24 protein-coding genes, 1 pseudogene and 1 riboswitch are annotated in these 26,723 nt (G+C 60.0%); of the genes and pseudogenes, 8 read left to right on the top strand and 17 right to left on the bottom strand.

The features are described 5' to 3' along the window. Positions 1–115: 115 nt before the first annotated feature. Positions 116–1,096, top strand: coding sequence for an alpha/beta fold hydrolase (locus ASE04_RS21170; protein ID WP_056821606.1), 981 nt, complete (start codon positions 116–118; stop codon positions 1,094–1,096). Between the two features lie 118 nt (positions 1,097–1,214). Beyond that, positions 1,215–2,240, top strand: a complete 1,026-nt coding sequence (locus tag ASE04_RS21165; RefSeq protein WP_056821604.1) for a hydroxyacid dehydrogenase — start codon at positions 1,215–1,217, stop codon at positions 2,238–2,240. A 28-nt stretch (positions 2,241–2,268) separates the two neighbouring features. Here the strand turns inward: ASE04_RS21165 and ASE04_RS21160 are convergent, their stop codons facing one another. Continuing rightward, positions 2,269–2,997, bottom strand: a complete 729-nt coding sequence (locus tag ASE04_RS21160; protein WP_056821603.1) for an endonuclease/exonuclease/phosphatase family protein — start codon at positions 2,995–2,997, stop codon at positions 2,269–2,271. A gap of 89 nt (positions 2,998–3,086) precedes the next feature. On the opposite strand from ASE04_RS21160, the gene ASE04_RS21155 reads away from it, so the two are divergent. Beyond that, a complete protein-coding gene (locus ASE04_RS21155; protein WP_056822619.1) occupies positions 3,087–4,049 on the top strand; it encodes a lysylphosphatidylglycerol synthase domain-containing protein in 963 nt (320 codons plus the stop codon). Here the strand turns inward: ASE04_RS21155 and ASE04_RS21150 are convergent. Next, complete coding sequence (locus ASE04_RS21150; RefSeq protein WP_056821601.1) at positions 3,951–5,519, bottom strand: phospholipase D-like domain-containing protein; 1,569 nt, start codon at positions 5,517–5,519, stop codon at positions 3,951–3,953. The two genes, ASE04_RS21155 and ASE04_RS21150, sit on opposite strands and share 99 nt — an antisense overlap. Before the next feature lie 108 nt (positions 5,520–5,627). Between ASE04_RS21150 and ASE04_RS30300 the strand changes: the two genes are divergently transcribed. Continuing rightward, the gene (locus ASE04_RS30300) at positions 5,628–6,002 is read left to right on the top strand and encodes a DUF2934 domain-containing protein (RefSeq protein WP_338012496.1); all 375 of its coding nucleotides are present in this window, start codon (positions 5,628–5,630) and stop codon (positions 6,000–6,002) included. 54 nt (positions 6,003–6,056) lie between these two features. Here the strand turns inward: ASE04_RS30300 and ASE04_RS21140 are convergent, their stop codons facing one another. Next, positions 6,057–7,130 (bottom strand): DNA topoisomerase IB, encoded by a 1,074-nt coding sequence (locus ASE04_RS21140; RefSeq protein WP_056821599.1) that lies wholly within the window; start codon positions 7,128–7,130, stop codon positions 6,057–6,059. A 171-nt stretch (positions 7,131–7,301) separates the two neighbouring features. Here ASE04_RS21140 and treZ point away from each other — a divergent pair, with 171 nt between their 5' ends. Further along, a complete protein-coding gene (gene treZ / locus ASE04_RS21135; RefSeq protein WP_056821596.1) occupies positions 7,302–9,116 on the top strand; it encodes a malto-oligosyltrehalose trehalohydrolase in 1,815 nt (604 codons plus the stop codon). On the opposite strand, the gene treY is transcribed toward treZ, so the two are convergent. The 6 genes from treY to glgX form a co-directional block, all read right to left on the bottom strand. Then, entirely contained in the window at positions 9,089–11,587 is a 2,499-nt protein-coding gene (gene treY, locus ASE04_RS21130) for a malto-oligosyltrehalose synthase (RefSeq protein WP_056821594.1), read from the bottom strand. The genes treZ and treY overlap by 28 nt on opposite strands. 258 nt (positions 11,588–11,845) lie before the next feature. Continuing rightward, on the bottom strand, positions 11,846–12,040 hold the full coding sequence (locus ASE04_RS32075; protein WP_056821592.1) for a hypothetical protein: 195 nt from the start codon (positions 12,038–12,040) through the stop codon (positions 11,846–11,848). A 59-nt stretch (positions 12,041–12,099) separates the two neighbouring features. Then, positions 12,100–12,363: a glycine zipper domain-containing protein gene (locus ASE04_RS21120; protein WP_056821590.1), complete on the bottom strand. Its 264-nt coding sequence runs from the start codon at positions 12,361–12,363 to the stop codon at positions 12,100–12,102. Positions 12,364–12,462: 99 nt separating this feature from the next. Beyond that, positions 12,463–12,711 carry a DUF982 domain-containing protein gene (locus tag ASE04_RS21115; protein ID WP_056821588.1) on the bottom strand — a complete coding sequence of 83 codons (249 nt, stop codon included), beginning with the start codon at positions 12,709–12,711 and terminating at the stop codon, positions 12,463–12,465. Between the two features lie 57 nt (positions 12,712–12,768). Continuing rightward, the gene (locus ASE04_RS30290) at positions 12,769–12,981 is read right to left on the bottom strand and encodes a hypothetical protein (protein WP_082597420.1); all 213 of its coding nucleotides are present in this window, start codon (positions 12,979–12,981) and stop codon (positions 12,769–12,771) included. 96 nt (positions 12,982–13,077) lie between these two features. After that, a complete protein-coding gene (gene glgX, locus ASE04_RS21110; protein ID WP_056822616.1) occupies positions 13,078–15,168 on the bottom strand; it encodes a glycogen debranching protein GlgX in 2,091 nt (696 codons plus the stop codon). Positions 15,169–15,433: 265 nt separating this feature from the next. Here glgX and ASE04_RS21105 point away from each other — a divergent pair, with 265 nt between their 5' ends. The 3 genes from ASE04_RS21105 to ASE04_RS21095 all read left to right on the top strand — a co-directional run bounded on the left by ASE04_RS21105 (position 15,434) and on the right by ASE04_RS21095 (position 17,411). Continuing rightward, complete coding sequence (locus tag ASE04_RS21105; RefSeq protein WP_244490466.1) at positions 15,434–16,219, top strand: hypothetical protein; 786 nt, start codon at positions 15,434–15,436, stop codon at positions 16,217–16,219. 83 nt (positions 16,220–16,302) lie between these two features. Continuing rightward, positions 16,303–17,085 carry a DUF2092 domain-containing protein gene (locus tag ASE04_RS21100; RefSeq protein ID WP_056821582.1) on the top strand — a complete coding sequence of 261 codons (783 nt, stop codon included), beginning with the start codon at positions 16,303–16,305 and terminating at the stop codon, positions 17,083–17,085. Then, a complete protein-coding gene (locus ASE04_RS21095) occupies positions 17,082–17,411 on the top strand; it encodes a hypothetical protein (protein WP_056821576.1) in 330 nt (109 codons plus the stop codon). Before ASE04_RS21100 ends, ASE04_RS21095 begins: the two co-directional genes overlap by 4 nt. A gap of 4 nt (positions 17,412–17,415) precedes the next feature. Here the strand turns inward: ASE04_RS21095 and ASE04_RS21090 are convergent, their stop codons facing one another. The 8 genes and pseudogenes from ASE04_RS21090 to ASE04_RS31365 all read right to left on the bottom strand — a co-directional run. After that, a complete protein-coding gene (locus ASE04_RS21090; RefSeq protein ID WP_056821568.1) occupies positions 17,416–20,589 on the bottom strand; it encodes an efflux RND transporter permease subunit in 3,174 nt (1,057 codons plus the stop codon). A gap of 41 nt (positions 20,590–20,630) precedes the next feature. Next, on the bottom strand, positions 20,631–21,830 hold the full coding sequence (locus tag ASE04_RS21085) for an efflux RND transporter periplasmic adaptor subunit (protein ID WP_056821563.1): 1,200 nt from the start codon (positions 21,828–21,830) through the stop codon (positions 20,631–20,633). 171 nt (positions 21,831–22,001) lie between these two features. After that, positions 22,002–23,138 carry a calcium:proton antiporter gene (locus ASE04_RS21080; RefSeq protein WP_056821557.1) on the bottom strand — a complete coding sequence of 379 codons (1,137 nt, stop codon included), beginning with the start codon at positions 23,136–23,138 and terminating at the stop codon, positions 22,002–22,004. 187 nt (positions 23,139–23,325) lie between these two features. After that, the gene (locus ASE04_RS21075) at positions 23,326–23,559 is read right to left on the bottom strand and encodes a hypothetical protein (RefSeq protein WP_056821550.1); all 234 of its coding nucleotides are present in this window, start codon (positions 23,557–23,559) and stop codon (positions 23,326–23,328) included. 122 nt (positions 23,560–23,681) lie between these two features. Then, entirely contained in the window at positions 23,682–24,962 is a 1,281-nt protein-coding gene (locus ASE04_RS21070; protein WP_338012497.1) for a voltage-gated chloride channel family protein, read from the bottom strand. Between the two features lie 128 nt (positions 24,963–25,090). Then, positions 25,091–25,167, bottom strand: a riboswitch (Fluoride riboswitch). 25 nt (positions 25,168–25,192) lie between these two features. Next, positions 25,193–25,909, bottom strand: coding sequence for a flavin monoamine oxidase family protein (locus ASE04_RS32280; RefSeq protein WP_443216901.1), 717 nt, complete (start codon positions 25,907–25,909; stop codon positions 25,193–25,195). Next, positions 25,803–26,435, bottom strand: a pseudogene (locus ASE04_RS32275) (FAD-dependent oxidoreductase); the annotation flags it as partial. The pseudogene ASE04_RS32275 and the gene ASE04_RS32280, both read right to left, overlap by 107 nt. 55 nt (positions 26,436–26,490) lie before the next feature. Further along, the coding region (locus ASE04_RS31365; RefSeq protein WP_210172102.1) for a hypothetical protein at positions 26,491–26,723 on the bottom strand (233 nt) is incomplete at its 5' end.

Below are 26,723 nucleotides of genomic sequence, written 5' to 3'. Positions count from 1 at the left end.
CGTCATCGCGTCAAAGAGAACTTCTCCTCCGCTTCGTCCAAACGGCGAGAACATCCGACAAGAGCGGCCTCTCTCCGCCGACTATGAAGTGGAGGTCCAAATGAAGAGGAACCGGATGTCTCAGAACCCCATCGAAATCATGGTCTCCCGCAGGCAGGCGCTGCTGGCCGGAGCGACGATTTCGGCAGCGATGGCAGTGCCATCGCTCGCTCTTTCCAAAACGTCTTCCGCAAAGAAAGAAGGACTACCGCCAATGACCCAGAATTTCGTTCAGACCAAAGACGGCGTGCAGATCTACTACAAGGATTGGGGTCCGAAGGATGCCCAGCCCATCATGTTCCACCACGGCTGGCCGCTCTCGTCCGACGACTGGGATGCCCAGATGCTGTTTTTCGTTCAGAACGGCTATCGCGTCGTCGCTCATGACCGCCGCGGCCACGGCCGCTCGTCGCAGGTGTCGGATGGTCACGATATGGACAATTATGCAGCCGACGCCGCTGCCGTCGTCGAGCATCTGAACCTCAAGAATGCTGTCCACATCGGCCATTCCACGGGTGGCGGCGAAGTTGCCCGCTACGTTGCGAAATTCGGCCAGCCCCAGGGGCGCGTCGCCAAGGCTGTCCTCGTCAGTGCCGTTCCGCCGCTGATGCTGAAGACCGCATCCAACCCCGGCGGCCTGCCGATCGAGGTTTTCGACGGCTTCCGCAAGGCGCTCGCCGACAATCGCGCGCAGTTCTTCCTCGACGTCCCGACCGGTCCCTTCTACGGCTTCAACCGGCCTGATGCGAAGGTATATCCGGGTGTCATCCAAAACTGGTGGCGCCAGGGCATGATCGGTTCGGCCAAGGCTCACTATGACGGTATCAAGGCGTTCTCCGAAACCGATCAGACGGATGATCTGAAGGCGATCACGGTGCCGACGCTTGTCATGCACGGCGACGACGACCAGATCGTGCCGATCGCCGATTCCGCCGAGCTTTCCATCAAGCTGCTGAAGAACGGCACGCTGAAGATCTACAAGGGTTATCCGCACGGCATGCTGACGACCCATGCCGACGTCATCAATCCGGATCTTCTGGCATTCGTGAAGGCCTGAATGTCCAGTGGTCCGGCGCTTCAGGCGCCGGACCACCTTGCTTCCTCACGATAGACGCTTTCAATCGGAAGCGCAGTCGATACAATCGCGGCAACTGTCAGCTCGCGAGGGAGGAAGCATGAGCCGCGGTATTATTCTGGTCGATCCGTTGCCACGCACATTGGATCTGATCATGGCGCCCGACGTCCGCGAAAGGCTCGAACGGCTGGGAGACGTCGTGATCAGGGAGGATCGCCCGATGCCTGCCGAGCAGGTCGACGAACTCCTGCCCGAGACGGTTCTGATTTTCGGACAGACCGACATGCCGAAGGAGCGCCTTGCCAAGGCAGCAAAGCTCAAGGCGATCATCAACGTCGAGTCCAATTTCCTCCCCAATATCGATTATCAAACCTGCGTCGAACGTGGGATTTGGGTCATCACGCCGGCCGCCGCCTTCGCATCGCCAGTCGCCGAGGCGGCTCTCGGCATGGCGCTCGATCTCGCACGCGGCATCACCAAGGCGGACCGGGAGTTTCGGGCCGGTATCGAAGAATATGGGCTGGCGGGCAACCGGGAGACGTTTCGGTTTTCCGGTGCGAGCGTCGGGATCATCGGCTTCGGTGATCTCGGTCGTCAGCTGCGTGAACTCGTTCGCCCGTTTCGGAACACGGTTCGCGTCTTTGATCCGTGGCTTCCAACGGAGATCATCCGATCGGCCGATTGCATTCCGGCGACGCTCGACGAGCTTCTGTCGGAGAGCCAGGTGGTCTTCGTCTTTGCGAGCGTGACAACGGAGAACGAAGGTTTCCTGGGTGCGCGCGAGTTCCAGCTGATGAAGCCGGGGTCCGCGTTTCTCCTTATGAGCCGCGCCGCGGTCGTCGATTTCCCCGCTATGCTAAAGGCGGCCGAAACGGGGCATATCCGCGTTGCGACCGATGTCTTTCCGGTGGAACCGGTGAGTGCCGACGACCCGGTCCGGGCAATGCCTGATGTCCTCCTGTCGGCGCACCGCACGGGGGGCACGCGCGATGCCTTCTTTGCTCTCGGATCGATGGCGGTTGCCGACGCCGAACTGATCATGCGCGGACTGCCGCCGCAGCTTTGCAGGCGTGCGGATCCGGCGACGGCAAGCCGCCTGAGATCGAAGCCGGTGTCGGTATCCTAGCAAACAGGAGGTCTTGCGCCGCGTGGCATCATCCTATTGCGTCCAACGTGACGAGAAGCGGCAGATGGTCCGACGCTCGCCGCTCGTTGGCGCCGTTCGCGACCTCCACGGCGCGTACCTTGATGCCTTCAGACACAAAGACGTGGTCGATGCGCAAAAACGGCATCCGTGACGGATAGGTTGCACGTTGTCTTTTGCCGAGGACGGATCTTGCGTCGGTGAAACGTCGCGCCAGCATCTTGTATGCCGTTGACGACGGCACGGCATTGAAGTCGCCGCAGACAATAATGGGGCTCGCCGCGAGATCGGCGTTGCCGAGCCAATCCTCTCCAAGGAGTGTCGCGACCTGGGCAATGCGCTCGCCGGCGCGCAGCCCAAGATGGGTGTTGAGGACGATCGTTTTCTTTCCCGAGACCTCTATTTCGGCCAGCAGCGCACCCCGGGTTTCTCCAGCCGATGGCAGAGGGCCAGCCTTCAGAAGGCGCATAGGCAAGGCCGAAAGAATGGCGTCGCCGTACCGCTCCTCCGCGACCGTCAATGCGGGGTGAAAATGGGCGTCCATTCGCAGTTCGCTGGCGATCTGGCGGGCCTGATCGACACCGCCCGTGCGGAGACGACCGACATCCAGTTCCTGAAGCGCCACGATATGCGCACCTGTGTTGGCGATGACCTCCGCGATGCGAGATAGGTCAAGCCTGCGGTCCGTCCCCACGCAGCTATGCACATTGTAGGTCAGAACGCGCAGCTCGTTTTCCATGCATTCCCTCGCAATCTATGAGCTGAGGGAACCCGCAAACGAGCTTCTTCGTTCCAGACCACATCATGTCTGCGAAAACGGGATTGTTCATGTCGGCGAAGAAGTTGCTTTTAAACGCGGTGCTATTGTTGGGTCTGGTTTTGGCTGCATACCTTCTCTACCGCGTTTTCAGCCGATACTCCTTAGCAGAGATCAGGGCTTCGGTGGAAAGATTGTCCGAATCTCGTCTTTCAGCCGGTCTTGCCTTCGCGGCAATGTCCTACCTCTGTCTGACGGTCTTCGACTGGATGGGGCTGCGCTATGCCGGCCGACCGTTGAGCTATCCAAAAGCGGCGCTTGCCTCCTTTACCGGCCTCTCGATCGGCCACAATCTCGGTTTCGCTGCACTGAGCAGCGGCGCCGTGCGCTATCGCTACTATTCGCGCTGGGGACTGAGCGGCGAAGAGGTTGCACGCGTTATCGTCTTCTGTGGTGCAACGGTCGGGATTGGTCTCGCATCGCTCTGCGGAATTGTCTTCGTCTCAAATTCGCAGGCCGCCGCGGCGCTCATCGGGTTGCCAGCGGCGGGCGTGGTCGCGCTTGGTGTTGGTTGCCTGGTAGCGATCGGGTGCTATTTGCTGATGACGCTTATGATCCGCGCGCCGCTTGCGGTGTGGCGGTGGCGCTTCAAGATGCCGTCGTTCCCGCTTGCGGTCGGCCAGATTGTCGTCGGCACGCTCAACTTCATGGCAGTCGCAGCATGCCTGCAGCAGCTCTTGGGCGCCGATGCAGATTTCATGGAGACCGCGACCGCTTTCGTGCTGGCGAATGTCGCGGTGCTGCTTACCCACGTCCCCGGGGGGCTTGGCGTTCTCGAGGCAACCGTGACCGCCTTGATTCCAAGCGCTTCCATTGGCGCGCTGGTTGCCTTCCGCGTGATCTACTTCGTGATCCCGCTTCTGTTCGGGCTGGTGTCATTCGCTCTTAGCGAGATTTTCCTGCGTAGGCGGCAACGCTCCGCCGCCGACCAAACCTCGCATGAGCGACGCGAGGCGCAACCGCAATCGCCTTAGGGGATGATACGGGCGATGCGGGTCGACGATGGTCGTTCCTATCACCGGCGTTGTTTCCCCGTTAGCAAGATCGACCGAGAAGGGGCGTAGCCCACGCAATGAACGGTTGAGGCTGTCAATCGCCTTGATCATCGAACCTGCCGAAGACTGCGCCTGCTGCACCGCCTGCGGCGTGGTGTCGAGATGTTCCGCCATAAGCTGGTAGCGAACAGCTGCAATCGCATCGCGATGGGCCGTACAGGACGCCTCGATTGCCAGATCACACTCGGTATCAAGCCCCTCCGAACGATTGTTCAGGTTGGAAGAGCCTATTCTGATGAACCGGTCGTCAATGATAACAAGCTTGGAATGGACGACAATTTCCTGGGAGCCGCCGTTGCCGTCGGGAGCCACGGCATACATCACACGCAGCCGGTCGTGACGATCCAAGCGTTTCAATCGCCGGATAACGCGGTCGCGATTGCTACCCATAGTGAGCTTCTCGATAAAGCCGTGCGAGCTTTTCGTCACCAGAACGACGATCTCCGGGCCATCGGGTTCGCGCAAGCGCTGCGCGATCGAGCGCGCGACACCGAACGATGCCAGATACTGTGTTTCGATGTAGATACTGTGTCGTGCAGACTGGATGGCTGCGCGCGTCAGGCGGATGCCTTCATGGCGGCCGCGTCGTCCGATCAGGCCCGGCTCCGTAAGCGCGATACCCACCCGAGCGTCGGCTATATGGGGCGCCACCATGGCTGGCCAGACCGGATCGGAGCTTTCGGTCACCGGAACTTGCTGGCCGGTTGCCCTTTTCCAGCGGCGTCTCGCGACGTCATCAACGAAAGTCGCCGCCTCGCCTGAAACGAGCAGTTGAATGTCATGCACCGGATCATAAGGGGTGCCGTCGGGGGATCGTCTGAAGCTATTGCGCGGGGCGTGGTCAGGTTCGTCCCAGCGTCTCGCGGTCAGGTCGATGCCGCCAAGGAATGCCAGCTTGTCATCGATCGCCACGAGCTTTTGGTGATGGCATCCGCGGAGCGGATGGCGAAGATCAAAATGCATGCTGATCTGCGGGTGGTCGGAAAACTGCGGGTGGTTGAAGAGCCTCAGTGACTTGCCGGAGTAAACTGGTCCCATGCCCCAAACCAAGATCCGGACGCGGAGATCAGGGTTGTCCTCTGTCAAGGTCAGCAACAATTCGCCGAGCGTTTCGGAGCTTTCGCGTGGTCTGAGCCTGATATCAGGGTTGAAATCCCATCCGACGATCCAGATCGTCTGTCGGGCGAGCCGCAATGCGTGATCCAGCGCTCTGAAATAGGCCGCGCCGTCTATTAGAAATGATGCCTTGGAAACCGTTCCAGTCTTCCAGCTGTTATAGCCTGGTCGGATGATCGAAGGAGGATCGATTTCGTACTCGATCGCCCCTTCTTGAAACCCGTGGTCATTAGGTGCTTCGTGAATGCGGCGATCGCCGGAAAATTCTTTCATTATCTATCTCGTCTTCCCCCGAGCCATCCATGCGTTCCCCCTAACGCGTGAAGAAGCCTCTCGTTCCCTCCGGTGCCTGAAATAGAAGGGCAAAGCCGATGTCATCGCTTGCGCCGCCGCCTCTTGTTTCCTGAAAAATCCACCACACTTACTGTTCGTCCCCACACCAACAACGGCACGAGAACCATGAGCGAACACGAAGAGAAAATTCGTCAGCGGGCTTATGAAATCTGGGAGCGGGAAGGGCGTCCCCAGGGCGAAGACATGAAACACTGGCTGAAGGCCTTCGAGGAAATCGCAGCGGAAGGCGCGCCGCCCAAGAAGGCCCGGCGGAGCCAGGGCGCAGCGGAAGCCAAGACAGCCAAGCCTGCAACAACCAAGCCGCGTGACGACAAGGATAAGAAGACGGCAAAAGCAGCCATTGCCTCCGATAAATCGACCAAGTCACGCCGAGCTTCGACTTCAAAGCCGATCGTACATTGAGTTTCCCTACAGACCGCGTTCCTCTGAGCGCGGTCTGTAGCTTGGTCCACCTATTCAGGTTGCGAGCCTGGTCTTCAGCCACCGCAACGTCCGGATCTCCTCATCATCCATCCAGGTGGTGAGCCGCTTGCTTCTGGATGGCCGCATGCTGGCGAGGTCCGACAGCCGACCGGCGCGGAAGTCATCGAATACCGCCGGGTGAATGTAAGAGGAGCGGCAGACGGCTCGCGTATTGACGAGCTTGGCTGCGACTGCATCGATTGCTGCATTGATCTGCAAGGCGATCTGCCGTTGGGAGTTTCCAACAACCACGGGAGCGAGAGCCGCTGCCGCCATGCATGTCGCTCCCCATGTTCTGAATTGCTTCGAACTGAAATCTTCACCGGCAGCCTCACGGATGTAGGCGTTGACATCCTGCGACAGGATCTGTCGGTATTCTCCATCGGGTCCAAGATATTTGAACAAATGCTGCCCAGGCAGGTCGTGCAGCCTGCGGATAACGCCGGCGATGCGGCGATCGGCGTGGGCGAGATTCCACTCCTTTCCCGATTTTCCCTTGAAACGGAAGCGGACAGTGGAGCCATCAATTTTTAGGTGTCGGCGTCGCAGGGTGGTCAGGCCAAACGAACCATTGGCTTCGGCGTAGGCCTGATTTCCCACGCGAATGTAGAGTTTGTCGAGCATCCAGACGACCGTTGCCACGGCCTTGTTCATCGAAAGACCTTTTGCCGTCAGGTCGCTATCGACTCGTTCCCGGATCGCCGGCAACCGATCTCCGAACTCGACAAGGCGCTCGAACTTGGCGCGCTCGCGTTCAGCCAGCCAGTCGGGATGATACCGATATTGTTTACGTCCGCGCGCATCGATGCCAGTCGCCTGCAGATGTCCCAGGGGATTGGCGTTGATGCGGACGTCGGTATAGGCGGGAGGGATCGCAAGCGCATTCAGGCGCTCGATTTCGGACCGGTCGCGGATACGCTGTCCGTCAGGGCCGTAGTAGAGAAAGCCCCGCTTTCCAGCCTTTCGGCTAATTCCTTCTTCGATCTGGGGACTGTAGACGACGTCGGCTGTCCCGTTATCGGGCTGCGCTGCTCTAAGCTGGTAACGGTCCGTCGATAGCTGATCCATGACGCGGGAAACTCCACGGCGGAGAGTTGGTTCCGCCGCGTGAGTTTTCCTGTTGCGCCGATGGTTTCAGCGGGTTGTTTCTCGAGGAGATCCACCAAATCGGCACCAGCGGATGGAACATCGCGCCTTCGAGCGAAGTTCTGAGAAGAATGCCGTTTGGGGTTCTTCCACATGTTCAGTTTCGGTCCTCAGTTCACGGATCACGGTGTCCGCTTTCGCTTGTGGGCGCCGCTGCAAAGGAAGGTCGCCATCACGATCGATGATGGGCCTGCAACGACGATGGCCAGTGAAGACGGTGGTTGGTTTACGCTTCTCGCGGAGAGCGCCGGGCACGGCACGCGCTATCGTTTCATATCGGAGGATGGTCAGCAGGTCCCGGACCCGGCCTCACGCTATCAACCCGACGATGTCCATGGCCCGAGTGAAGTCGTCGATGGCAGCCGCCATGTCTTCCAGCACGATGAATGGCGCGGGCGTCCGTGGAATGAAACGGTCATTTACGAACTGCACGTCGGCGCCTTCACTGAAGAAGGCACGCTGGCAGCCGCGACCGAGCGTCTCGATTACCTGAGGGATCTGGGGATCACGGCGATCCAGCTGATGCCGATCAACGATTTCCCCGGTCGGCGCGGTTGGGGGTACGACGGCGTCCTGCCTTATGCGCCCGATAGCAGCTATGGGCGCCCGGAGGATCTCAAGGGTTTCATCGATGCTGCTCACCGCCGGCGAATGTCGGTATTCCTCGACGTCGTCTACAATCACTTTGGTCCTCAAGGAAATTACCTGCCGTCCTATGCGCCGCTATTCAATCGGGACCACAAGACCCCTTGGGGCGCTGCCATCAACTATGATGGCGAACATTCCGGCATGATCCGGCGGTTCTTCGTCGAGAACGCGCTTTACTGGCTGCAGGAATTTCGCGCCGACGGGCTCAGGCTGGATGCTGTGCATGCCATCAGGGACGACAGCGACGAGCATATGCTCGCGACGATCGCGCGGGCGGTCAAGCACGCCACGCCCGGTCGGCACTGCCGTTTGATCGTGGAGAATGAAGATAACAGCTCCGCGCTTCTCGAAAGAGATGGAGAAGGACGCCCAAACCTCTATACCGCCCAGTGGAACGACGACATCCATCATGTATTGCACAGAGCGGCGACAGGCGAGGCGTTCGGCTACTACGCCGATTATTCGTGCGCTCCGAGCGCGGTCGCGCGCGCCATCGCGCAAGGTTTTGTTTTCCAGGGCGAGGAAATGCCCTACAGAGGAGAACCGCGGGGCGAGCCGAGTGCGCATCTGCCGCCGACGGCATTCATTGCCTTCATTCAGAACCATGATCAGGTTGGCAATCGCGCCTTTGGCGACCGCATTCACAAGATTGCTGCGCAACCGGCCTTGGAGGCGATCACCGGTATCTACCTCCTTTCGCCGCAAATCCCGATGATCTTCATGGGCGAGGAGTGGAAGAGCGAGGCCGATTTTCCCTACTTCTGCGACTTCGACGAGCAGCTGAACGCGGCCGTGCGCAAGGGAAGGCGGGAGGAATTGCACCGGCTTCCAGGCTTCGACGAGGAGAATGCCGAAAAGCTTCCCGATCCGACGGCTGCCTCGACCTTCCTCGACGCCAAACTGGATTGGGAAATAGCCAGTCGCGGTATTCACCGCGAGCATCTCGAACTATACCGCCGTCTGATAACATTGCGTCGAGATCATATTATCCCGCGCCTGTCCGCCATCTCATCAGGCGGGAATTTCGCCCGCTCGACCGAGTTCATCGACATCGATTGGGAGCTCGGCGATGGGACGCGGTTGTGCCTTGTTGCCAATCTGTCCGGCGAAACCATCCCGACGAAACCACCGCAATTCGGCACGGTGATCTGGTGCACGCACCAATCCGGCGACATCATGCCGCCTTGGTATGTCTGCTGCGCATTCAGCAGCGAGGCAGACGCCAGCTTGAGTCAATCGGCCGAGATCAGCAAAGCGTAGGGCTGTACCTGGAGCAGCGCGTCCAAATCGATCGTGCGCCCTTCGACAATGCCGGAATCGCTGAGGAAATCACGGCGTCGTCCCGCGACCGCGGGTGGCAGATCGATGCGTGTATCAGCCCAGAAGCCAGGCGCGGTTTTCAGCGTCGTCGGATCGACGTGGCCGGAAAGCAGTCGCGGTGCGACAGTAATGCTGAACTGTGTGCGATCTTGGCGAACGAACGCGACGATTTTGTCGCGTCGGGGGCCACTGACAGCGAGCGGCTGGTAGCTCCCGCGCGAAAACAGCTCACGACGATCCTGACGTAGTGCCAGTATCGTCGCAATCATCATCTGCTTGCGCTGCCACGGGGAACGATCGCCTGTTGACTGTGTCTGGAGATCCGTCTGAAGCTGTTGAAAGTCGACCGGCCGACGGTTGTCGGGATCGACGAGGCTGAGATCGGCCTGCTCGGATCCTTGATAAATATCAGGGACGCCGGGAATTGTCAGTTTGACCAACGTCTGGGAGAGGCTGTTCAGGTGTCCTGCTGTGATCAGAACCGTTATCAGATCCTGAAAATCCGCCCGGAACGTCGCGTTCTCGTCGCTCAGCAGACCGGCGGTGAAATCCAGGACAGCGGTTTCGTACGGTTCGTCTGGTCTACCCCAGTCGGTGTGGGTCTTCGCTTCGCGAATGGCCTTTTCCGCATAGGCTTTGAACCGGTCGCGAAAGCTGTCGTCGATCGTGTCCGGATATTCGGGCCAGGCCCCCGCCAGTGCCTGATAGAGCATCCATTGGGTGTTGGTGTCAGGCAAGGGGCGATCCGCCTTCCCCGAGACAAATTGCCGGTTGATTTTCTGCCAGCGCTGAAACCCGGCGATCCATTCTTCGGCATGCTCCGTCAGTCCGTATAGGCGTGCGCGGGCATCCTCGCCGCGTTTGGTGTCATGTGTGGCGGTGGTCGTGAGGCCATGGGGCTGTTTCCGGGCGCGGTTTTGCATCGCCTCATGGAAGTCGTGAAGTGCGTCGCCGACGATGTCGGGATCGCAGCCCACCTCGTTGAGGGCGAGCAGCCTGTTGTAACGATAGAAGGCGGTGTCCTCCATCGCCTTGGCGATCACTGGTCCTGTCAGCTGTTGCAGGCGACGGCGCAGTTCTGTTGCGACTTCGACGCCGGGGTCGAGGAGGATGCGCCCAATGCTATTGATAACATCAGGTGCATCGGAAACCTCGCTGGCCTTGGCGACTACCGTTTCCAACAGATCGCGGTCATTTCCCTCAAGGCTGCCTGTCGTGCCATAGGTTCGGTAAACCGGAAAAGCGACAAGAATGTCCGTGATGGCACGGTCCAGCGTTTCGCGCGGAATGTCCGGTAATGCAGTGCTCGCCAATTCGCCTAGCCTGGCGCGCTCGCCGGCAAAGTTCTGCCGCACCATCTTGTGTTTGGCCTTGTGCAAGACCGCCGCGAAATCGGCTTGGTCCGGCGCAACTGCCCGATAGGCGACATGAAGCGCGTCCAGACCATCTCTATCGATGAACAGCGGCCCGAGGCTTGCAATCACCTCATAGCCGGTCGTGCCTGCGACCGGCCAATTGGCGGGCAGATGTTCATCACGCGCAACGATCTTCTCGACCAAGATGTAGGTTTCTTCGCCGACAGCCGCGCGCAATTTGGCAAGATAACCTGCCGGATCGGCCAGCCCGTCGATGTGGTCTATTCGAAGTCCCTGCACGCAGCCAGACTTCACGAGGTCGATAATCGGACGATGAGTGCGGTCGAAGACCTCCTGATCCTCGACGCGCATTCCGACGAGGCCTGTGACTTCGAAGAACCGCCGATAACTCAAATCCGTTGCGGCATCCTTCCAGTCGATCAGTTGCCAATGCTGGCTCTGGTGAAGCGCGCTAAGGAAGGAGGCGTCGGCCGAAAGCCTTCCCCGGGGCTGCTCGTCTCCGGCGAGACGTTCTATTCCGGCGATGCTCTGCGGATCGAGCGGATAAAGCTGATCGTAGTAGGCGAGACGAGGTTCGCCCGTCGCCTGGTGGCGTGCAAGCCCGATCAGGCCACTGGCCACCGCTTCCTCGAAGGGCCTGTCGAGCACGGGAAGGGTGATACGCCTCGTCCAGTCGATATCGAAGAAGGAGGCATGAGGACTGGCTTTTCCAAGTTGCAGGACGCTTTCCCACCACGGGCTCTCCAGCGAGGCAGCCATGTGGTTCGGGACGATGTCGAGGATGAGTTGCAAGCCTGATGACTTCAGGGCAGCGACCAGCTGATCAAAGCCTTCCCGGCCTCCTATTGCGGGATCCACGCTGTTGGGATCGATGATGTCATAGCCGTGCGTTGACCCGCTTGTGGCGGCAAAAATAGGCGAGGCATAGAGATGGCTGACGCCAAGTGACTTCAAGTAGGGGACCGAGGCGGCCGCGTCCGAAAAAGTCATCCCATTGCGAAATTGCAGCCTATAGGTCGCGGTCGGAATAGGCATGGAACATCCCTCGGCTGGCTGCGCTTCCGCAGGGGTTATCGGGCGGCGCTAGCGAAACTGCCGCGAGCCGAGTTGGTTCCGAAAGATGCAGGGGTGCAGGAATGGCGCAGGCGCGTGACTGAGCGCTCAGCCGCCAGCCCCCGGAGGCGCATCGTTCTCGAGATATTCGCTGTATTGGACGGTTTGGGTGGTGTTGGTGTCGATGGCGGAGGAGGGGCGGCGCAGCATTCTTACGCCGGGGCCGCCGTCGACTGGGCCTTAATCAAAGACCATCACCCCAGCCGCCTCGATCGCATCGAGCAGGATGCGTCCTTGGCCTAAGGCGGCAACATCTTCCTTTGACGCTTCCAACGCTTCAATCACGGAAGCCGGCACGCCGGATGCATCGGCAAGCTCGTCGCGGTCCCATCGGAGCAAGGCCCTTGCAGCCACAATCTGTTCACCGATCAGCATTTCAGTTTTCCGTCTTGGTGGGGGCAGATGACACGGATGCCATCTGCCGAAATGCGGCCCTATCGCGGGCAGGCTGCCACGTATTGGCGTCCATATTGATCCCGGTAATAGCACTGCCCGGGCTGATCGGCGACGTTGCCAATCACAGCGCCTGCAACACCACCGACGGCTGCGCCAACTGCGGCCCCCCGGACGTTGCCGGTTGCAACGCCGCCAACGACGGCTCCGGTAGCTGCTCCAATGCCGGCGCCCTTCTCTGTGGGGGTGCAGCCGCTGGCGGCAGCTATGCCAGTGACAACAAGCAAGATCGCGATCGGTCTCATTTCATCTTCCTTTCCACTCTCTCTTCAAAGGGTTACTGGATCAAACATAGGCCGATGTCAGCGAAGGCAACCTTTTGCCTTCCGCGGACAGAACCGGCCCTACTTCTCTTTTACGAACACATGAGCCTCGACGGCGGCGGCAATAAATGCGCGGCGGGCCTCAGCTGCCGGTCGTTTTCCCTCGAGAACTTCGATGCAGATTTTGCGCGCTTCGCGCAGCTGTCGGCCGGCGACCACGGGCCAGTTGCTCCGCAACGCCACCATTGCCTCACCGACGCTGCCGATCGTCTTGAAGTCGCCGGTCTGCGGCAGTGCATAGGAAAGCGGCTTTATCCATTTCTTGTCCATGGGAACCTCTTGCCGGCGCATTGCACCGGCGGCTTCGATGGGGGGCGGCAAGTGGCGCTAAACGTCCGAGATCGATGGGAGATGAACCTCGACCTGCTGCCTGTGTTTTTCATCGAGCGACTCGATATGCTGGCGCCAGAAGGCTTGTGCCTCAGGCGTCTCCTCTTCCCACAGCCGAGTGCTCACGATATTGTCGTCGATCTTGGATCGACGCCGGCCGCCAAGCCGAATGTACTCCTCGGCAAGTTCTAACGAAGGTGTTTTGCTCATCTCCTGGCCTCCCTTTCGCATGGAAAACCGAGGGGCGGTGTCATTGTTCCACAATTCGTGGTTTTCTGTTGCGATAGTGTCGGATCGCGCTCGCTTTCAATCTCGTCCTGCGGGCCGCAACAGCACCAGGCTTCGCGCTCGCAGCGTATAGTCCGCGGCGTCATGGATGCCGCCTGGCACGGCGTCGGGATCCGCGGTCGTCAGTTCGATCTTCCAAGGTCCGCCCGCGTGTTGCGGGAGGTGAAACGCGACTTCGCCGTCATGAGGATTGAACAGGAGCAGGGCTTCGCTCCAATGCTCGGCATTTTCCCGCGGCTCTTCGTAGAACAGATGAAGGCCGAGCGTGGTGCTTCCCTCGTCCTGCCAATGCTCTTCCGTCTGTTCGCCACCGGTCGGATTAAGCCAACGGATCACCATTCCGTCGCGCCAGTTTTCGCGCCGAAGGAGTGGTTGAGCCTGGCGAACATCGATCAGTCGACGCGTGAAATCGGAAAGCTTTTTTGCGCTTTCCGGCAGGTCCTGCCAGTGCAACCAGCTCAGTTCGTCATCCTGGCAATAGCCGTTATTGTTGCCCATCTGGCTGCGGCCCAATTCGTCTCCTGCAAGGAGCATCGGCACGCCGTGCGAGAGTAGAAGCGTCGCCAGCAGATTGCGTTTCTGGCGCTCCCTGATTTCGTTGATCGTCTCGTCATCGGTCGGACCTTCGGCGCCATAGTTGAAGCTCCGGTTATGGTCGTGGCCGTCCTTGTTCTCCTCGCCGTTGGCCTCGTTGTGTTTCTCGTCATAGGAAACAAGGTCGTTCAGGGTGAAGCCGTCATGCGCCGTGACGAAGTTCACGCTTGCCCACGGTCTGCGCCCGCGAAGATCGTAGATGTCGCCGGAACCAAGCACCCGCGCGGCAAAGTCGCCGGCCGTGCCGTCCTCGTCCTTCCAGTAGTCACGCATCGTATCGCGGTACTTGTCGTTCCATTCCGCCCAGCCCGGCGGAAAGCCGCCGACCTGATATCCGCCCGGGCCGATGTCCCACGGTTCGCCGATGAGTTTCAGGCGGGAGAGTACCGGATCCTGGCCAACGGCGTCGAAGAAGCCGCCCCGTTGATCGAAGCCTTCGGGCTCCCGGCCGAGGATGGTGCCGAGATCGAAGCGAAAACCGTCGATGTTCATCACCTCTGCCCAGTAGCGCAGGGAATCCGTGATCATCTGCAGGACTCGCGGATGCGAGGTGTTCACGGTATTGCCGGTACCGGTGTCGTTGACATAGTAGCGCGATTGGTCCGCCAGCGTCCGATAGTAGGAGAAGTTGTCGATCCCCTTGAAGGACAGCGTTGGTCCGAGCTCGTTTCCTTCCGCCGTATGATTATAGACAACGTCGAGGATGACTTCGATGCCCGCATCGTGGAAGGCGCGGACCATGTCGCGGAAGCCGGCAAGTCCGTTGGGTCCGTAGTAGCGTGTCGCCGGGGCAAAGAAGCCAATCGTGTTGTATCCCCAGTAGTTCTTGAGCCCCTTGTCGAGCAGATGAGGGTCGTCGGGGAAGTAATGGACCGGAAGCAGCTCGATAGAGCTTACTCCGAGCGCTTTCACATAGTCGACGATCTTGCGATGACCCAATCCCTCGAACGTCCCGCGCAGTTGCTCGGGAATTGCCGGGTGCAATTGCGTCATGCCTTTCACATGCGCTTCGTAGAATATGGTCCGGGGCCACGGCGTTCCCGGCTTCGCCTCCGGCTTGTCGATCAAGCGCGAGGGATCGATAACCCTGCATTTCGGCATGGAGGAAGCGCTGTCGCTTTCGTCGAAGGACAGATCCTTTTCCTCGTGCTCGATGTCATACCCGAACGTCGCCTGCCCCCATTTGACCTCACCGACGATCTCCCGGGCATAGGGGTCGATCAGCAGCTTGTTGGGATTGAAGCGGTGCCCGCGTTCGGGATCGTAAGGTCCATGAACGCGGTAGCCGTAGAGCGCCCCGGGTTTGAGACCGCGCACGTGGCCGTGCCAGATTTCGTTGGTGTACTCCGGCAGGAGGATACGCTCTTCCCGACCGCCGTTCTCATCGAAAAGGCAGAGCTCGACGCGTTCCGCATGCGCGCTGAAGAGGGCGAAGTTGACGCCGTCCTCGGTCGGCGTGGCGCCCAAGGTCGTAAAGTCGCCGGCTTCGATTTCGTATGCTGATTGTCGCGTCATGAAAGCCCCATCCTGCGTTTGGCGCGACAACAACACCCTCCTCGATAATTTGTTCCTCTTCTTGTCCGCACAGCAGGTCCCGTCGTGGGTTTAATCCGTACTAGCTGCAGTTGTTTCTAGCGTCATAAATTATTTAATGCTAATATTGCTTGTGTATCCCGGCGTTTCACTCGGCACCGCATTTCGCGCAGCAACGCAATTTTCTCGACAAAGTAGAGAACCAGTTCTCACACCGCTTGTTCAGACAAAGTCCTTTGGGGGGATCATGCAAAACCGAATTCCATTCGCGGGAAGCACCCGCCAGCGCTTCGCTTTGCTTCGGCTAAGTTTGCTTTATGGCATTGGGGTCGCATGTCTCTTCGCGTTCGGCGCTGCCGCGCAGGCTCCGACGGACGAGCAGCGCAATGCGATCCGGTCCGCCTGCCGCTCTGATTTTATCGCGAAATGTTCCGGGGTTCAGCCGGGCGGTATCGAGGCGTTGACCTGTTTGCAACAGCACGATGCGACCCTGGCGCCGGCATGCAAGAAGGCCGTCTCGGCAATCAGCACCAAGCCGAAATCCTCCTCCGCCCAGCCAACGCAAACGGGCGACACTGCCGCTGCGCCGCCCGCGCCCGCCGCGCCACAAAGCACCTCCGTCCAGCCCACACAGGCACAGCGCAATGCCGTCAAGTCGGCTTGCCAGCGGGACTTTATGGCCCAATGCCCGGGTGTCCAGCCCGGCGGACAACACGCTCTGTCCTGCCTGCAGCAGCAAAGCGCCAAGCTTTCGGCTCCATGCCAGCAGGCAGTCAGCGCCATCTCGACGACAACAGGTTCGATCGCGGCGCCGAGCGCCAATGCCGCAACGGCTCCGGCGACACCGAAAATGGCGATGCCAACGTTTTCGCCGCGAGAAGAGGTCGTTATCCTTCGCGACGCCTGCGGGCCGGACTTTCGTTCACTCTGCCGGATGGTGCCGCTCGGCGGCGGGCGGGGCATCGCGTGCCTGCGCGATAACATCCAGCGCGTCTCGCCCGGATGCCATCGCGTTCTGACTTCTGGCCTATAGCGTCAACTGCCGGCGCGATCGTCGAGCGTAAGACCACCGCGCCTTCCATCAAAATCTATGACGGATCAAGGAAAGGCATCGTCATGTCATCGATACCTCTGCGACTGAGGCGAGTACTGATCTTCACCTCGATTATTTCCAGTCTTGTCATACCGACCTCGGCCTGGGCGGACGATGCCAAGGCCCTGCTGAAGAAGATGTCCGATTTTCTCGCGCAACAGAAGACGATGTCCTTCGACTATCAGTCATCGCTCGAAGCCGTCACGCCGGATTTCGAAAAGCTGCAGTTTGTCAGTTCCGGCAAGGCGACCCTGACGCGGCCCGATAAACTGCGGCTGTCTCGGACCGGTGGATATGCCGACCTGGATGTCAGCTTCGATGGTTCGGCGCTGACGGTTCATGGCAAAAACCTCGACGCCTATGCCAAAATAGATGGAAAGGGCACGCTCGACGAACTGATCGACCGCATGACGAATGCCGGCATCGAAGCGCCGGGCGCCGATCTCCTGTCGTCGGATGTTTACGATCAGTTGATCACCGACGTCACGGAAGCCAAGCACATATCCAGCGCATTCGTGAATGGCATCGAATGTGACTATCTGGCATTCCGCACTCCCGAGGTCGATTGGCAGATATGGATCGAGGCAGGCCCGAAACCGATCCCGCGCCGCTATGTGATCACCAGCAAACATGTGGTGCAGGCGCCCGAGTACACGCTTGAGATCAACGATTTCAAGAGTGGCTCCGACGTCGCCAGCGTATCCTACAACATCGAGATTCCGGCGAGCGCCAAGAAGGTAGATCTCAGCGAAATGGAATCCATCGACGAGTTGCCGGCGCCGACCGGTACGGGAGGGGAGCAATGAACTCAAGAAAGATCATCTTCGCAGTCGGTCTGGCCGGGGTCCTGACGTTTTCGGATGTCGAGATTGAAAGGCAGGGCATCTTTCCGCTGTCGCTCGGCTTCGCGACGCCGGCCGGAGCCGTCATCGGGCGACCGCTGACGCCTCTCTCCTACGCGGGCGTTGCCCGCAGGACGACCCGCCGGGTGGTCAGGCGAACGGCAACGACCATTGCCGTGTTGCCGCCCGGCTGCCTCTACGGCCCCTATTACGGCGGCTATTACTATCGCTGCGGGTCGCTCTATTACGCCAAGAGCGGAGGCGTCTACGTGCAGGTTATCGTGCAGTAGCGGCCTAGGGCTGCGCCTTAGGCATCTCATCATCGATCGGCGCCGTGGATGCTCCGCGGCGCCTTCTGTATTCTTCGATGCGCTGCAGCACGACGTAGAATGACGGCACGAACAATACGGCGAGGCAGGTCGAGGCGATCATTCCGCTGAAGACAGAGATGCCGATCGATTTGCGGGCCGATGCGCCGGCGCCGCTTGCCAGAACCAGCGGCAGGACGCCGAGGATGAAGGCGAAGGACGTCATCAGGATCGGCCGGAATCGAAGCCGCGCGGCTTCGACGGCGGCGTCCAGGATTGCCATGCCCTGTTCACGCTTCTCGCGCGCATATTCCACGATCAGGATGGCGTTTTTCGCCGACAGGGCGATCAGAAGAATAAGCCCGATCTGCGTATAAAGATTGTTCGCGACGCCCGCCGCCATTAGCGCGCCCACCGTGCCGAGAAGCGCCAATGGTACCGCAAGGATCACCGCGAAGGGCAGAATCCAGCTTTCATATTGACCGGCAAGCACGAAATAGACCAGCAGCATGGCGAGCGCGAAGATAAAGTAGATTTGCGTGCCGACGGCCTTTTCCTGGAAGGAAAGGGCAGTCCAGTCAAAGCCGGTGCCTGAGGGCAGCGTCTTGTCGGCAATCTGCTCCATGACATCGAGCGCCTGGCCTGAACTGAAGCCTGCGCCCGGTCCACCGACAATCGTGGCGGTCGGATAGAGATTGTAGAGGCTGATCAGCGAAGGCCCCTGCATTGCCGTGATGGAGACCACCGTGCCAAGGGGCACCATTGTTCCGTCGCCGGCTCTGACTTTCAGATTGCGGATATCGTCAGGACGGACCCGGAAGTCGGATGCGGCTTGTGCATAGACCTGGAAGGTACGCCCGAACTTGTTGAACTGCGTGACATAGGTCGATCCGACATAACCCGAAAGAGCCGAGAAGACCTGACCGACCGTCACACCCAACGTCTCCGCCTTGATCCGATCGACCACGATTTCAAGCTGCGGCACGTTCGATCGAAACGAGGTGCTGAGCCGCTGCAGCGACGATTGAGCATTGCCGCTGTTGACGATAGAGTCGGCGAGCGACTGCAACAGCGGATAATCGGCGATGCCGTTTCGGAGCTCGATCTGCATCGTGAAACCGCTGGCGTTGCCGACGCCCTGGATCGGTGGCGGAACGATGACGAGCGTCTTGGCGTTCAAGACGCCCTGCAGTTGATTATGCAGATGCTCGTAGATCGACAGTAGATTCTGTCCTTTGACTTTCCCGCGCTCGTCCCAATCCTTGAGAACGACATAGGCAACACCTGCGTTCTGAAGGCTGGCATTGTTATCAAGCACCGAAATACCACTGATCGTCAGCACCTGGTCGACGCCCGGTGTCGCCTCGGCGATCTTCCCGACCTGCTGCATCACGGCATCGGTCCGCTCCTTGGAGGAGCCGTCAGGCAATTGCGCTCCGATCAGCACATACCCCTGATCTTCGATCGGCAGAAATGCGGTCGGCAGACGGGTGAGCCCCCAGGCTGCCAGACCCATCAGGAGGCAGGCGATCACGACCATCAGACCGCTGTGGTGCGTCATCCCGGAAATGAGCCGGGTGTAGCCGTGCTCAGCGCGGTCGTAGCCGGCGTTGAAGCCGCGATAGAGAAAGTTGCGTTTCTCAGGCGGAACCGGCGGCCGGAGCCAGAGGGCGCATTGCGTCGGCTTCAGCGTGACCGCGTTGATCGCGCTTATCAGGGCGGTCGCGGCGATCACAAGCGCGAACTGGCGATAAAGTTGCCCCGTCAAACCTGGCAGGAAGGCCGCGGGAATGAACACGGCCATCAATACCAGGGTGATGCCGATCACCGGGCCGAGCAGTTCCTCCATGGCTTTCTCAGCCGCCTGCCTGCCGGACATGCCGGCTTCGATGTGCCGGGCAACACCTTCGACGATGACGATGGCGTCGTCGACGACGATGCCGATCGCAAGCACGATCGCAAACAGGGTCGAAAGATTGACCGTAAACCCGAGCGCTGCCATGGCCGCGAAAGCACCAATGATCGTCACTGGAACCGTGGTCGCGGGGACGAGCATTGCTCGCCAATCCTGCAGAAAGACCAGAATGACGATGAGAACGAGGACGCCGGCCTCGATCAGCGTGACATAGACCTCATCGATCGACGCCTCCACGAACTTCGTCGTGTCGAACGGGATGTGGTACTGCAGCCCTTGGGGAAAGCTCTTTGCCAGTTCCGCCATCTTGATCTTGACAGACTGCGCAACGGCAATCGCGTTTGCTTCCGGCAATTGATATATCCCGATCCCCGCCGCGGGCTGGCCGTTCTGCATGAAGGTCTGGCTATAGGTCTGCGCGCCGAGTTCGACCCGCCCGATGTCGCGAATCCGCGTCACGCGGCCGCCATTTGCCCCGTCGACCTTGACGATGATGTTCTCGTAATCCGCGGCCTCGTTAAGCCTGCCATTGACATTCAGGGTATATTGGAAGGTCTGTCCCTTGGGGACGGGCGGAATGCCGACTTGCCCGGCCGTGACCTCCTGGCTCTGCTGCTGCACGGCGTTGACGATATCCTGCGGCGTCAGGCCTCGCGCCTGCAGGAGATTGGGATCCATCCAGATGCGCATCGCATACTGGCCGGCGCCAAAGACGTTGACGTTGCCGACCCCCGGCAATCGCGCTAGCTCGTTTTGCAGATTGATGACGGCATAATTCGACAGGAACAGACTATCATAACGACCATCATCGGATGTCAGGCTGACGAAGCCGAGGATCGCCGTCGACTTCTTCTGTGTGGTCACCCCTTGCAGCTGCACAGCTTCCGGCAATGACGAGAGAGCAATCGCCACGCGATTCTGCACCAGCACCTGCGCTTGATCGGGATCGGTTCCGATCGCGAAGGTCACCGTGAGCGAGTAGGTCCCGTCACTGGCGCTGGTAGACTGCATGTAGATCATGTCCTGGACGCCGTTGACCTGCTGCTCGATGGGCAGGGCGACGGTATCCACCAGGGTCTTCGCGCTGGCGCCCGGGAACCGGGTCGTCACCTGTACCGTCGGAGGAACGACGTTCGGATATTGGGCGACAGGGAGATTGAACAGAGCAACGGCGCCCACCAGAACGAAAACCAGCGCCAGCACGTTGGCAAGGACGGGTCTCTCGATAAAAAAGCGCGAGATCATGCTATTGTCCTTAGAGGTTCAGATAGCGCGTTCCAGTGAGTTCATTGCGTGGTAACCGTGGGCTTGGCATCGTTGGCGGTGCCTGCAGGCGCGGTGCTCATCTGCGATTTCTCCGGCGCCACCTTCGCGCCCGGAACCGCCTGCTGAATGCCCTCGGTGATAACCCAGTCGGTCGCTTCCAGCCCCGTTTCAATGACGCGAAGCGGACCCTCTTGCTGCCCCGTCTTGACCTGCCTTTGCGCAACGACGTTGTCGTTTCCGACAACGAGGACATAACTTCCCTGCTGGTTCGTTCCGATCGCATCGTCTTTCACGAGCAGCGCCTTGTCATTGTGGCCGACAGGAACGCGGATGCGGACGAAAAGACCGGGAAGCATCATCCGATCCTTGTTCTCGAAAAGAGCGCGGACCTGCAGCGTACCGGTCGATGCGTCGAGCTGCGGGGAAACATAGTCGAGGTGGCCCTTGTGCGGATATCCCTCTTCCGTCTGCAAGCCGAGCTCGGCGGGAATGGTCGGCAGATCGGTCTGCTTGAACGTTCGACCCTGCTTCGCCAGGGCCTGCTTGATCATCAACACCTGCGTCTCGCTGACATTGAAGTAAGCGTATAGCGGATCGGACTGGACGATGCTTGCAAGCTTGGTCGGACCGGAGACGCCGACGAGAGCGCCGATATCCACGAGATGGTTCGTGACTATGCCGTCGAACGGCGCCGTGACCTCGGTGTAGCCGAGATTGATGGTCGCGAGCTCGAGGTTTGCTTGCGCATTCAGGATTGCGGCGTTCGCCTCATCCAGCGTTGCCTTGGCGCTGTCGACGGCGGTCTGCGTCGTGACCTGCTGTTTCATAAGATTGAGCTGCCGCTCATACTCCTGCTGGGCGCCGACCTGGGAAGCCTTCTGCGACGCCAACGAAGCCTTCGCCTGATCGACCTGGGCCTGATAGGTATCGGGTTCTATGCCAAAGAGCTTGGTGCCCTTGGTGACCGGCGTTCCATCCTGATAGCTGATGGTTTCGACATAGCCCTGGACGCGCGCTTCGATGTCGACCGCGTTCAGCGGCGCGGTGTTCCCGGTGAGCTCGAAATAAAGCGTAATCGGCTCTACGACAGGCTGTGCGATCCGAACGGCCTGCGGCGGTGGAGGGACATAGGTATTGTTGTTTCCGTCGCAGCCGAAGAGCCCGGCCGTAAGAAGGAACGCCAGAAAAAGCAGCGGACCTTGATGTAGACTCACATGCATTGCTGCTACCTCGGCGGTTCACGAGCACCAGTCTTCATGCGCGCCCCGGCATTGACCCCCCGGTCCGCGATAGCTCAAGGCATGTGCTACTATGCCGCGCCCTTGCTAGAAATTGCAATAGCTCGCTAGTACGCAATTGAGCTGCCCACCAAGGGAAGCGCTTCGTGGGGTTCATTGCTGGAAAAGCAGGAGCACATAGGCCAGGAACAATACAAGGTGCACGGCACCCTGCAGCAGATGCGTGCGGCCACTGGAAAAGGTGATGATGCTGACCGCGAGGGTCAGCAGCAGCATGACCAGGTTTTCATGCTCGAGCCCGAGTGTCACCGGGTTTCCGATAATGTGGCTGATCGCCAGCATCGCCGGAACGGTCAGGCCGATGGTCGACAGCACCGAGCCGAGAAAGATGTTGATTGCCCGCTGAAGGTGATTGGCGACCGAAGCGCGCACCGCACTGACGGCTTCGGGCGTCGCCACCAGCACAGCCATCACGACGCCGCCGAAGGCCGTTGGCGCGTTTAGCGTCTCGATAACGTAGTCGATCGGGTGGGCGAGCTGTTCCACGAGAAAGACGACGGGTGCCATGTAGGCAAAGAGCAGGATGGTGTGGGGTAGTACTTCACCGCGCGGCCGAGGCTGGATTTCGTGCTGAGCCTCCGCGTCGCCTTCTTCCGCGAAGAAATGGCGGTGGCGTCCCGCCTGAAGCAGCAGGAAGGTGACGTAAAGCCCGACGGATATGATGCCGAGGATCAGCTGGCGCGGAGCCGCCGGATGCTGCCCGTCCGGCCCTGCCAGAAAAGTTGGCATGACAAGGCTCAAGGTCGCCATCGGGACGATCAGGCCTAGATAGGCATTCGCGCCCTGCAGATTATGCTGCTGCTCGGGGCGCCGCCAGGCGCCGAGCAACAGCGAGAGCCCCACCATGCCGTTCAGAATGATCATCACGACGGCAAAGAGTGTGTCGCGCGCGAGCGTCGGGTTGTTCTCACCATGCGTCATGACCGCGGAGATGGCCATGACCTCTATCGACGTGATCGTCAGGGTGAGGATCAGCGTCCCGTAGGGTTCTTTCAGCCGTTCGGCGAGGCGATCGGCGTGGCGGACCACCGAAAGTGCCGACGCCAGAACAACGCCGAAGAGACCAACGAAGATTGCAGCGAACCAGACTGGACTTGAGAGGTGATCGAACAGCGTATCGCCGAACAGAAAAAAGATCACCGCCGTTGCTAAGGACACAGGCAGGAGCCATTCGCGGCGCAGGAGAGCCGCAAACCCCATCTCTCCGGACAGGATGGAGGCGCCGCTCATCCTGAAAGTCGCTCGTTGGTGAATGGCGACAACGCGATCGCCAAAGACATCCTGTTCATGCCCCGTCCCGCAGGCCTCCCGGCGTTCATCGCTTCAGATTGCCTGTAGTCCGGCTGGCTCGCAAGCTATATCGATAGAACGCTCCAGCATCGACGAACGCGTCAACGACCGGCAGCCCAACCTTCAGTCAGAGATCGCGGACAATCGAGAAATTCGCGCAGCTTGAATCGATATTGCCGATGCGGATCAAATGCTCGCAACGGGCAGTCAGAAGCGACAGACGCACGTTCTTTGCATTCTTGGCGCGGAGAAGGAGCTCTTGTCGGGCAAACAGGAGCCCCGTCTGATCCTCGATTTCGAATGCCACATGCTCGCTCAGTCGCTCGTCCGATATGGTGATCGTCGCCAAGCCCTGCTGCATATCTGAGCGCTCCTCAATTTAGCAGAGTGTGTTCGACCTCCGCGCGGCGATCAATAGCGTCGCGCGGTTTGTCCCCAACGATCAGTGGGCGCAATATTTGGCTCGAAATGTGGCAGGGATCGCTACTGCGAGCGATCGACAACCGGTTCCTTCTGCAGCGCGCGAACATGGCGCAACGCTGTGCCGGAGGGGATCGGTGAAGCGGCGGATTTGGGCACGCCGACGCGTTGGGAAAGATAAATGCCCGAGTGGCCGCTGCAGAGATATGCGACGAAACACGCCACAGCGATGTAAAGCGCGTTCGTCGCGCCGAAGAGCTCGATACCCATGAATATGCAGGCAAGCGGAGTGTTGGTGGCGCCCGCGAAGACAGCCACGAACCCAAGGCCCGCGAACAAGTCCACCGGTGCCCCAAGGATGTTCGCGAGAGCGTTGCCCAGCGCTGCTCCGATGAAGAATAGCGGCGTGACCTCGCCACCCTTGAATCCCGCACTCAGCGTCAGGATCGTGAACAGCGCTTTCCAGAGCCAACTGGTGTAATCGGCGTGATCGGGACGAAAAAAGCCGGCAATTGTCGCGTCGCCGGGATTTGCCGACCAGACACCAAGGCCGAGATACTGGGTGCCGACAAAAGCGGTGAGCGCAAGCAATATCATCGCGGCGACCACCGGCCGCATTGGCGGATAGGGCAGGGTGGCCTTCCAGAACGAGGAGAGGCGATGTGATGCCTCGGCAAACATGTGGGCAGCCAGACCAAAGATAGCACCGGCGAGGGCGACCTTGAGCAGCAGCAGCGGTTGAACATGGGCGGACACTCCTCCCATCACGGCACCGGCATAGCTGATCACATACTGCGTGTGAGTGATGCCCCAGGCCTGACAAACCCAGTCGGCGGTGATCGCGGCCACCAGCGCGGGCACGAGCGCCTCATACTGGATGCGGCCGATCGCCAGCACCTCAAGGGCGAAGATCGCTCCGGCGATCGGAGTTCCAAACACGGCGCCGAAACCGGCTGCAATTCCCGTCATCAGCAGTATCCGCACTTCGCCCGCCTTGAGGCGGAAGAGACGTGCGAATGCGCCCGCCAGGCTGCCGCCGATTTGTACGGCTGTACCTTCCCGGCCGGCGGATCCGCCGACCAGATGCGTCAGGACCGTTGCGACAAGGATGAAGGGCGCCATGCGAAGGGGAACGCCACCCCCGGGCTCATGGATCTGGTCGACAATCAGATTGTTTCCCCCGTCGGACGTTCCGCCGAAACGCTGGTATAAATAGACCATCGCAAAGCCCGCCGCCGGCATCAGATAGATTAGCCAGGGAAATGCAAAGCGCAAAGCGGTCGCTTCATCGAGTGACCACAGGAAGAAGGCTACAAGAGATCCGACGACAACAGCCATCGGCACGGTCAAGCCAATCCACCTGCAGAGGCGGAGAAGCGGCGAAAGGATAAACCCAAGCCGGAGCCACGATATTCTGGAAACGAGATGAAATTTGCGCACAGTCCTACTCCTTGACGCCTAGCCAGGCGTTCTCACGAGTAGGAGTCATCAGCTTGCAAGCAAGCGGTTCGGCCACCACGGCCCGGCAGAATCCATTACCGTGCCCGGTTCCTAAGATCATCCGGCCATTCCTGTCAAGCACTCCGCAGGGCCGCCAAAACCTCCTCGGCGGCGCGGAGACCGGTGACATAGGCGCCGTGTGCGGTCGAGAAATCGGTCTTGTGCGTTGCTTCCCCCGCAAAGAACACCCTGTCGTCATAAGACCGCGCCAGCCCTTGCCGAGCTGCTGCGTGCCCCGGCAGCGCGTGGCTGTAGCCACCGCCGATCGATGCCGTGCCAGCCCAGTTCGATGCGACGAGTGGCTTGAGGCAGGAGCGGACGGATGTGCCGAAGAGCGCGGCGAGCTGCTCGACGGCTCTCGCGAACGCTGCCTCGGGCCCCATCGAGGCAGCACTGCGGGCACCGGCGCCGCCAAGGAAGCATTCTATCACCGCCATCCCCAACGGCATGATGTAGTAGCTGCCGGTCTCCGGATCGCTGGGATCGCCAATCACATGGGTCTCTGCCAGGAAGGGGCTCGGCCCGACGATTTCCAGGAACAGCTTCTCATTGTTGCCGAGTGGCAGCAGGGATGCCGCATGGCGCCAGTCATCGAGTACGACAGGCAAGTCGATGGTGCCGCTGGCCAGCACATGCGACGACACGGTCAAGATTGCCGCGTGGGCCGTGAACTTTCCGCCCGATGTAGACAGGCGAACACCGCCACTGGTCAGCTCCAGCCGTTCGGGAGAAACGCCAAGCCGCAGATCGACAGTATCGGGAAGGGCGGACGTGCATCTGCCCGTAGCCACCTCGCACTCGCCAATTGCAGTCGGTGGATGCATCGTCATAGGCAAGATAGTCTTCCGCCGAAATACGCTCCAGTTCATCGCCGGAGATATAACGGCTGAGCGCCTGCAGATAGGAGTTCCATCTATTGTCAGGAACGAGCGCATCGGAGGCACGATCATGGCCAGGACCCAGCCGTCGCAGGCGCTCGTTCCAGCTCCGGAAGGCATCCGATGCTGCCATGTGATCCTGAATGGAAAAACCACGGTCCTCGAACTGCCGACCCCACGCAGAGGGATGCCGGTCGACCGAAAATCCGAGCTCACCGGCCAGAGCAGCCCATGGATTGCGATCCGCCGAATGAAGCCAGCCGCACCCAAGATCGAGAGGGCCGGCGCTGGAATGCACCGTGCAGGCGCGTCCGCCGGACCGCGGCAAGGCCTCTATCATCAGGATTGAAAGGCCGCTGCTGGATAGACGGCGGGCGGCTCCGATACCGGCTGCTCCCGCGCCGATGATGGCGATATCAAAATCGAAGGCGACTGACATATATGGTCTGTTGGATCTGCCCACCATCGTGGTTGCGACCAGCATAGGCAGACTTTCATGCGGGACACAATGATCTCCACGTGTGTGTAATCCGGTGCAGCTGCCGTCCGATTGCTGGCGGAAAATGGTTGTCCGCAAAAAAATTGAAAATGTCGAAAAATGCTTGTTGACTTAGAAAAGGGCTAGGGTCTATAAGCCGGATCACAGAACGAGGGCGGCGGCGCTGCTGGCGACGAAGACTTTCGCTCTGAGATTTCTTAAGATTGGCTGTGATGCTGATTGGTTCCC

The organism is Rhizobium sp. Root708 (assembly GCF_001429725.1).
Lineage (GTDB): Bacteria > Pseudomonadota > Alphaproteobacteria > Rhizobiales > Rhizobiaceae > Rhizobium.
Note: the sequence above shows the minus strand (reverse complement) of the source record. Positions and strands in the feature narration are given on the sequence as shown.

Bases quoted from the DNA above. Each gene is read 5' to 3' on its own strand.
- ASE04_RS21170 (WP_056821606.1), top strand. From the start codon at position 116: ATGTCTCAGAACCCCATCGAAATCATGGTCTCCCGCAGGCAGGCGCTG.
- ASE04_RS21165 (WP_056821604.1), top strand. From the start codon at position 1,215: ATGAGCCGCGGTATTATTCTGGTCGATCCGTTGCCACGCACATTGGAT.
- ASE04_RS21160 (WP_056821603.1), bottom strand. From the start codon at position 2,997: ATGGAAAACGAGCTGCGCGTTCTGACCTACAATGTGCATAGCTGCGTG.
- ASE04_RS21155 (WP_056822619.1), top strand. From the start codon at position 3,087: ATGTCGGCGAAGAAGTTGCTTTTAAACGCGGTGCTATTGTTGGGTCTG.
- ASE04_RS21150 (WP_056821601.1), bottom strand. From the start codon at position 5,519: ATGAAAGAATTTTCCGGCGATCGCCGCATTCACGAAGCACCTAATGAC.
- ASE04_RS21140 (WP_056821599.1), bottom strand. From the start codon at position 7,130: ATGGATCAGCTATCGACGGACCGTTACCAGCTTAGAGCAGCGCAGCCC.
- treZ (WP_056821596.1), top strand. From the start codon at position 7,302: ATGTTCAGTTTCGGTCCTCAGTTCACGGATCACGGTGTCCGCTTTCGC.
- treY (WP_056821594.1), bottom strand. From the start codon at position 11,587: ATGCCTATTCCGACCGCGACCTATAGGCTGCAATTTCGCAATGGGATG.
- ASE04_RS32075 (WP_056821592.1), bottom strand. From the start codon at position 12,040: ATGCTGATCGGTGAACAGATTGTGGCTGCAAGGGCCTTGCTCCGATGG.
- ASE04_RS21120 (WP_056821590.1), bottom strand. From the start codon at position 12,363: ATGAGACCGATCGCGATCTTGCTTGTTGTCACTGGCATAGCTGCCGCC.
- ASE04_RS21115 (WP_056821588.1), bottom strand. From the start codon at position 12,711: ATGGACAAGAAATGGATAAAGCCGCTTTCCTATGCACTGCCGCAGACC.
- ASE04_RS30290 (WP_082597420.1), bottom strand. From the start codon at position 12,981: ATGAGCAAAACACCTTCGTTAGAACTTGCCGAGGAGTACATTCGGCTT.
- glgX (WP_056822616.1), bottom strand. From the start codon at position 15,168: ATGACGCGACAATCAGCATACGAAATCGAAGCCGGCGACTTTACGACC.
- ASE04_RS21105 (WP_244490466.1), top strand. From the start codon at position 15,434: ATGCAAAACCGAATTCCATTCGCGGGAAGCACCCGCCAGCGCTTCGCT.
- ASE04_RS21100 (WP_056821582.1), top strand. From the start codon at position 16,303: ATGTCATCGATACCTCTGCGACTGAGGCGAGTACTGATCTTCACCTCG.
- ASE04_RS21095 (WP_056821576.1), top strand. From the start codon at position 17,082: ATGAACTCAAGAAAGATCATCTTCGCAGTCGGTCTGGCCGGGGTCCTG.
- ASE04_RS21090 (WP_056821568.1), bottom strand. From the start codon at position 20,589: ATGATCTCGCGCTTTTTTATCGAGAGACCCGTCCTTGCCAACGTGCTG.
- ASE04_RS21085 (WP_056821563.1), bottom strand. From the start codon at position 21,830: ATGCATGTGAGTCTACATCAAGGTCCGCTGCTTTTTCTGGCGTTCCTT.
- ASE04_RS21080 (WP_056821557.1), bottom strand. From the start codon at position 23,138: ATGAGCGGCGCCTCCATCCTGTCCGGAGAGATGGGGTTTGCGGCTCTC.
- ASE04_RS21075 (WP_056821550.1), bottom strand. From the start codon at position 23,559: ATGCAGCAGGGCTTGGCGACGATCACCATATCGGACGAGCGACTGAGC.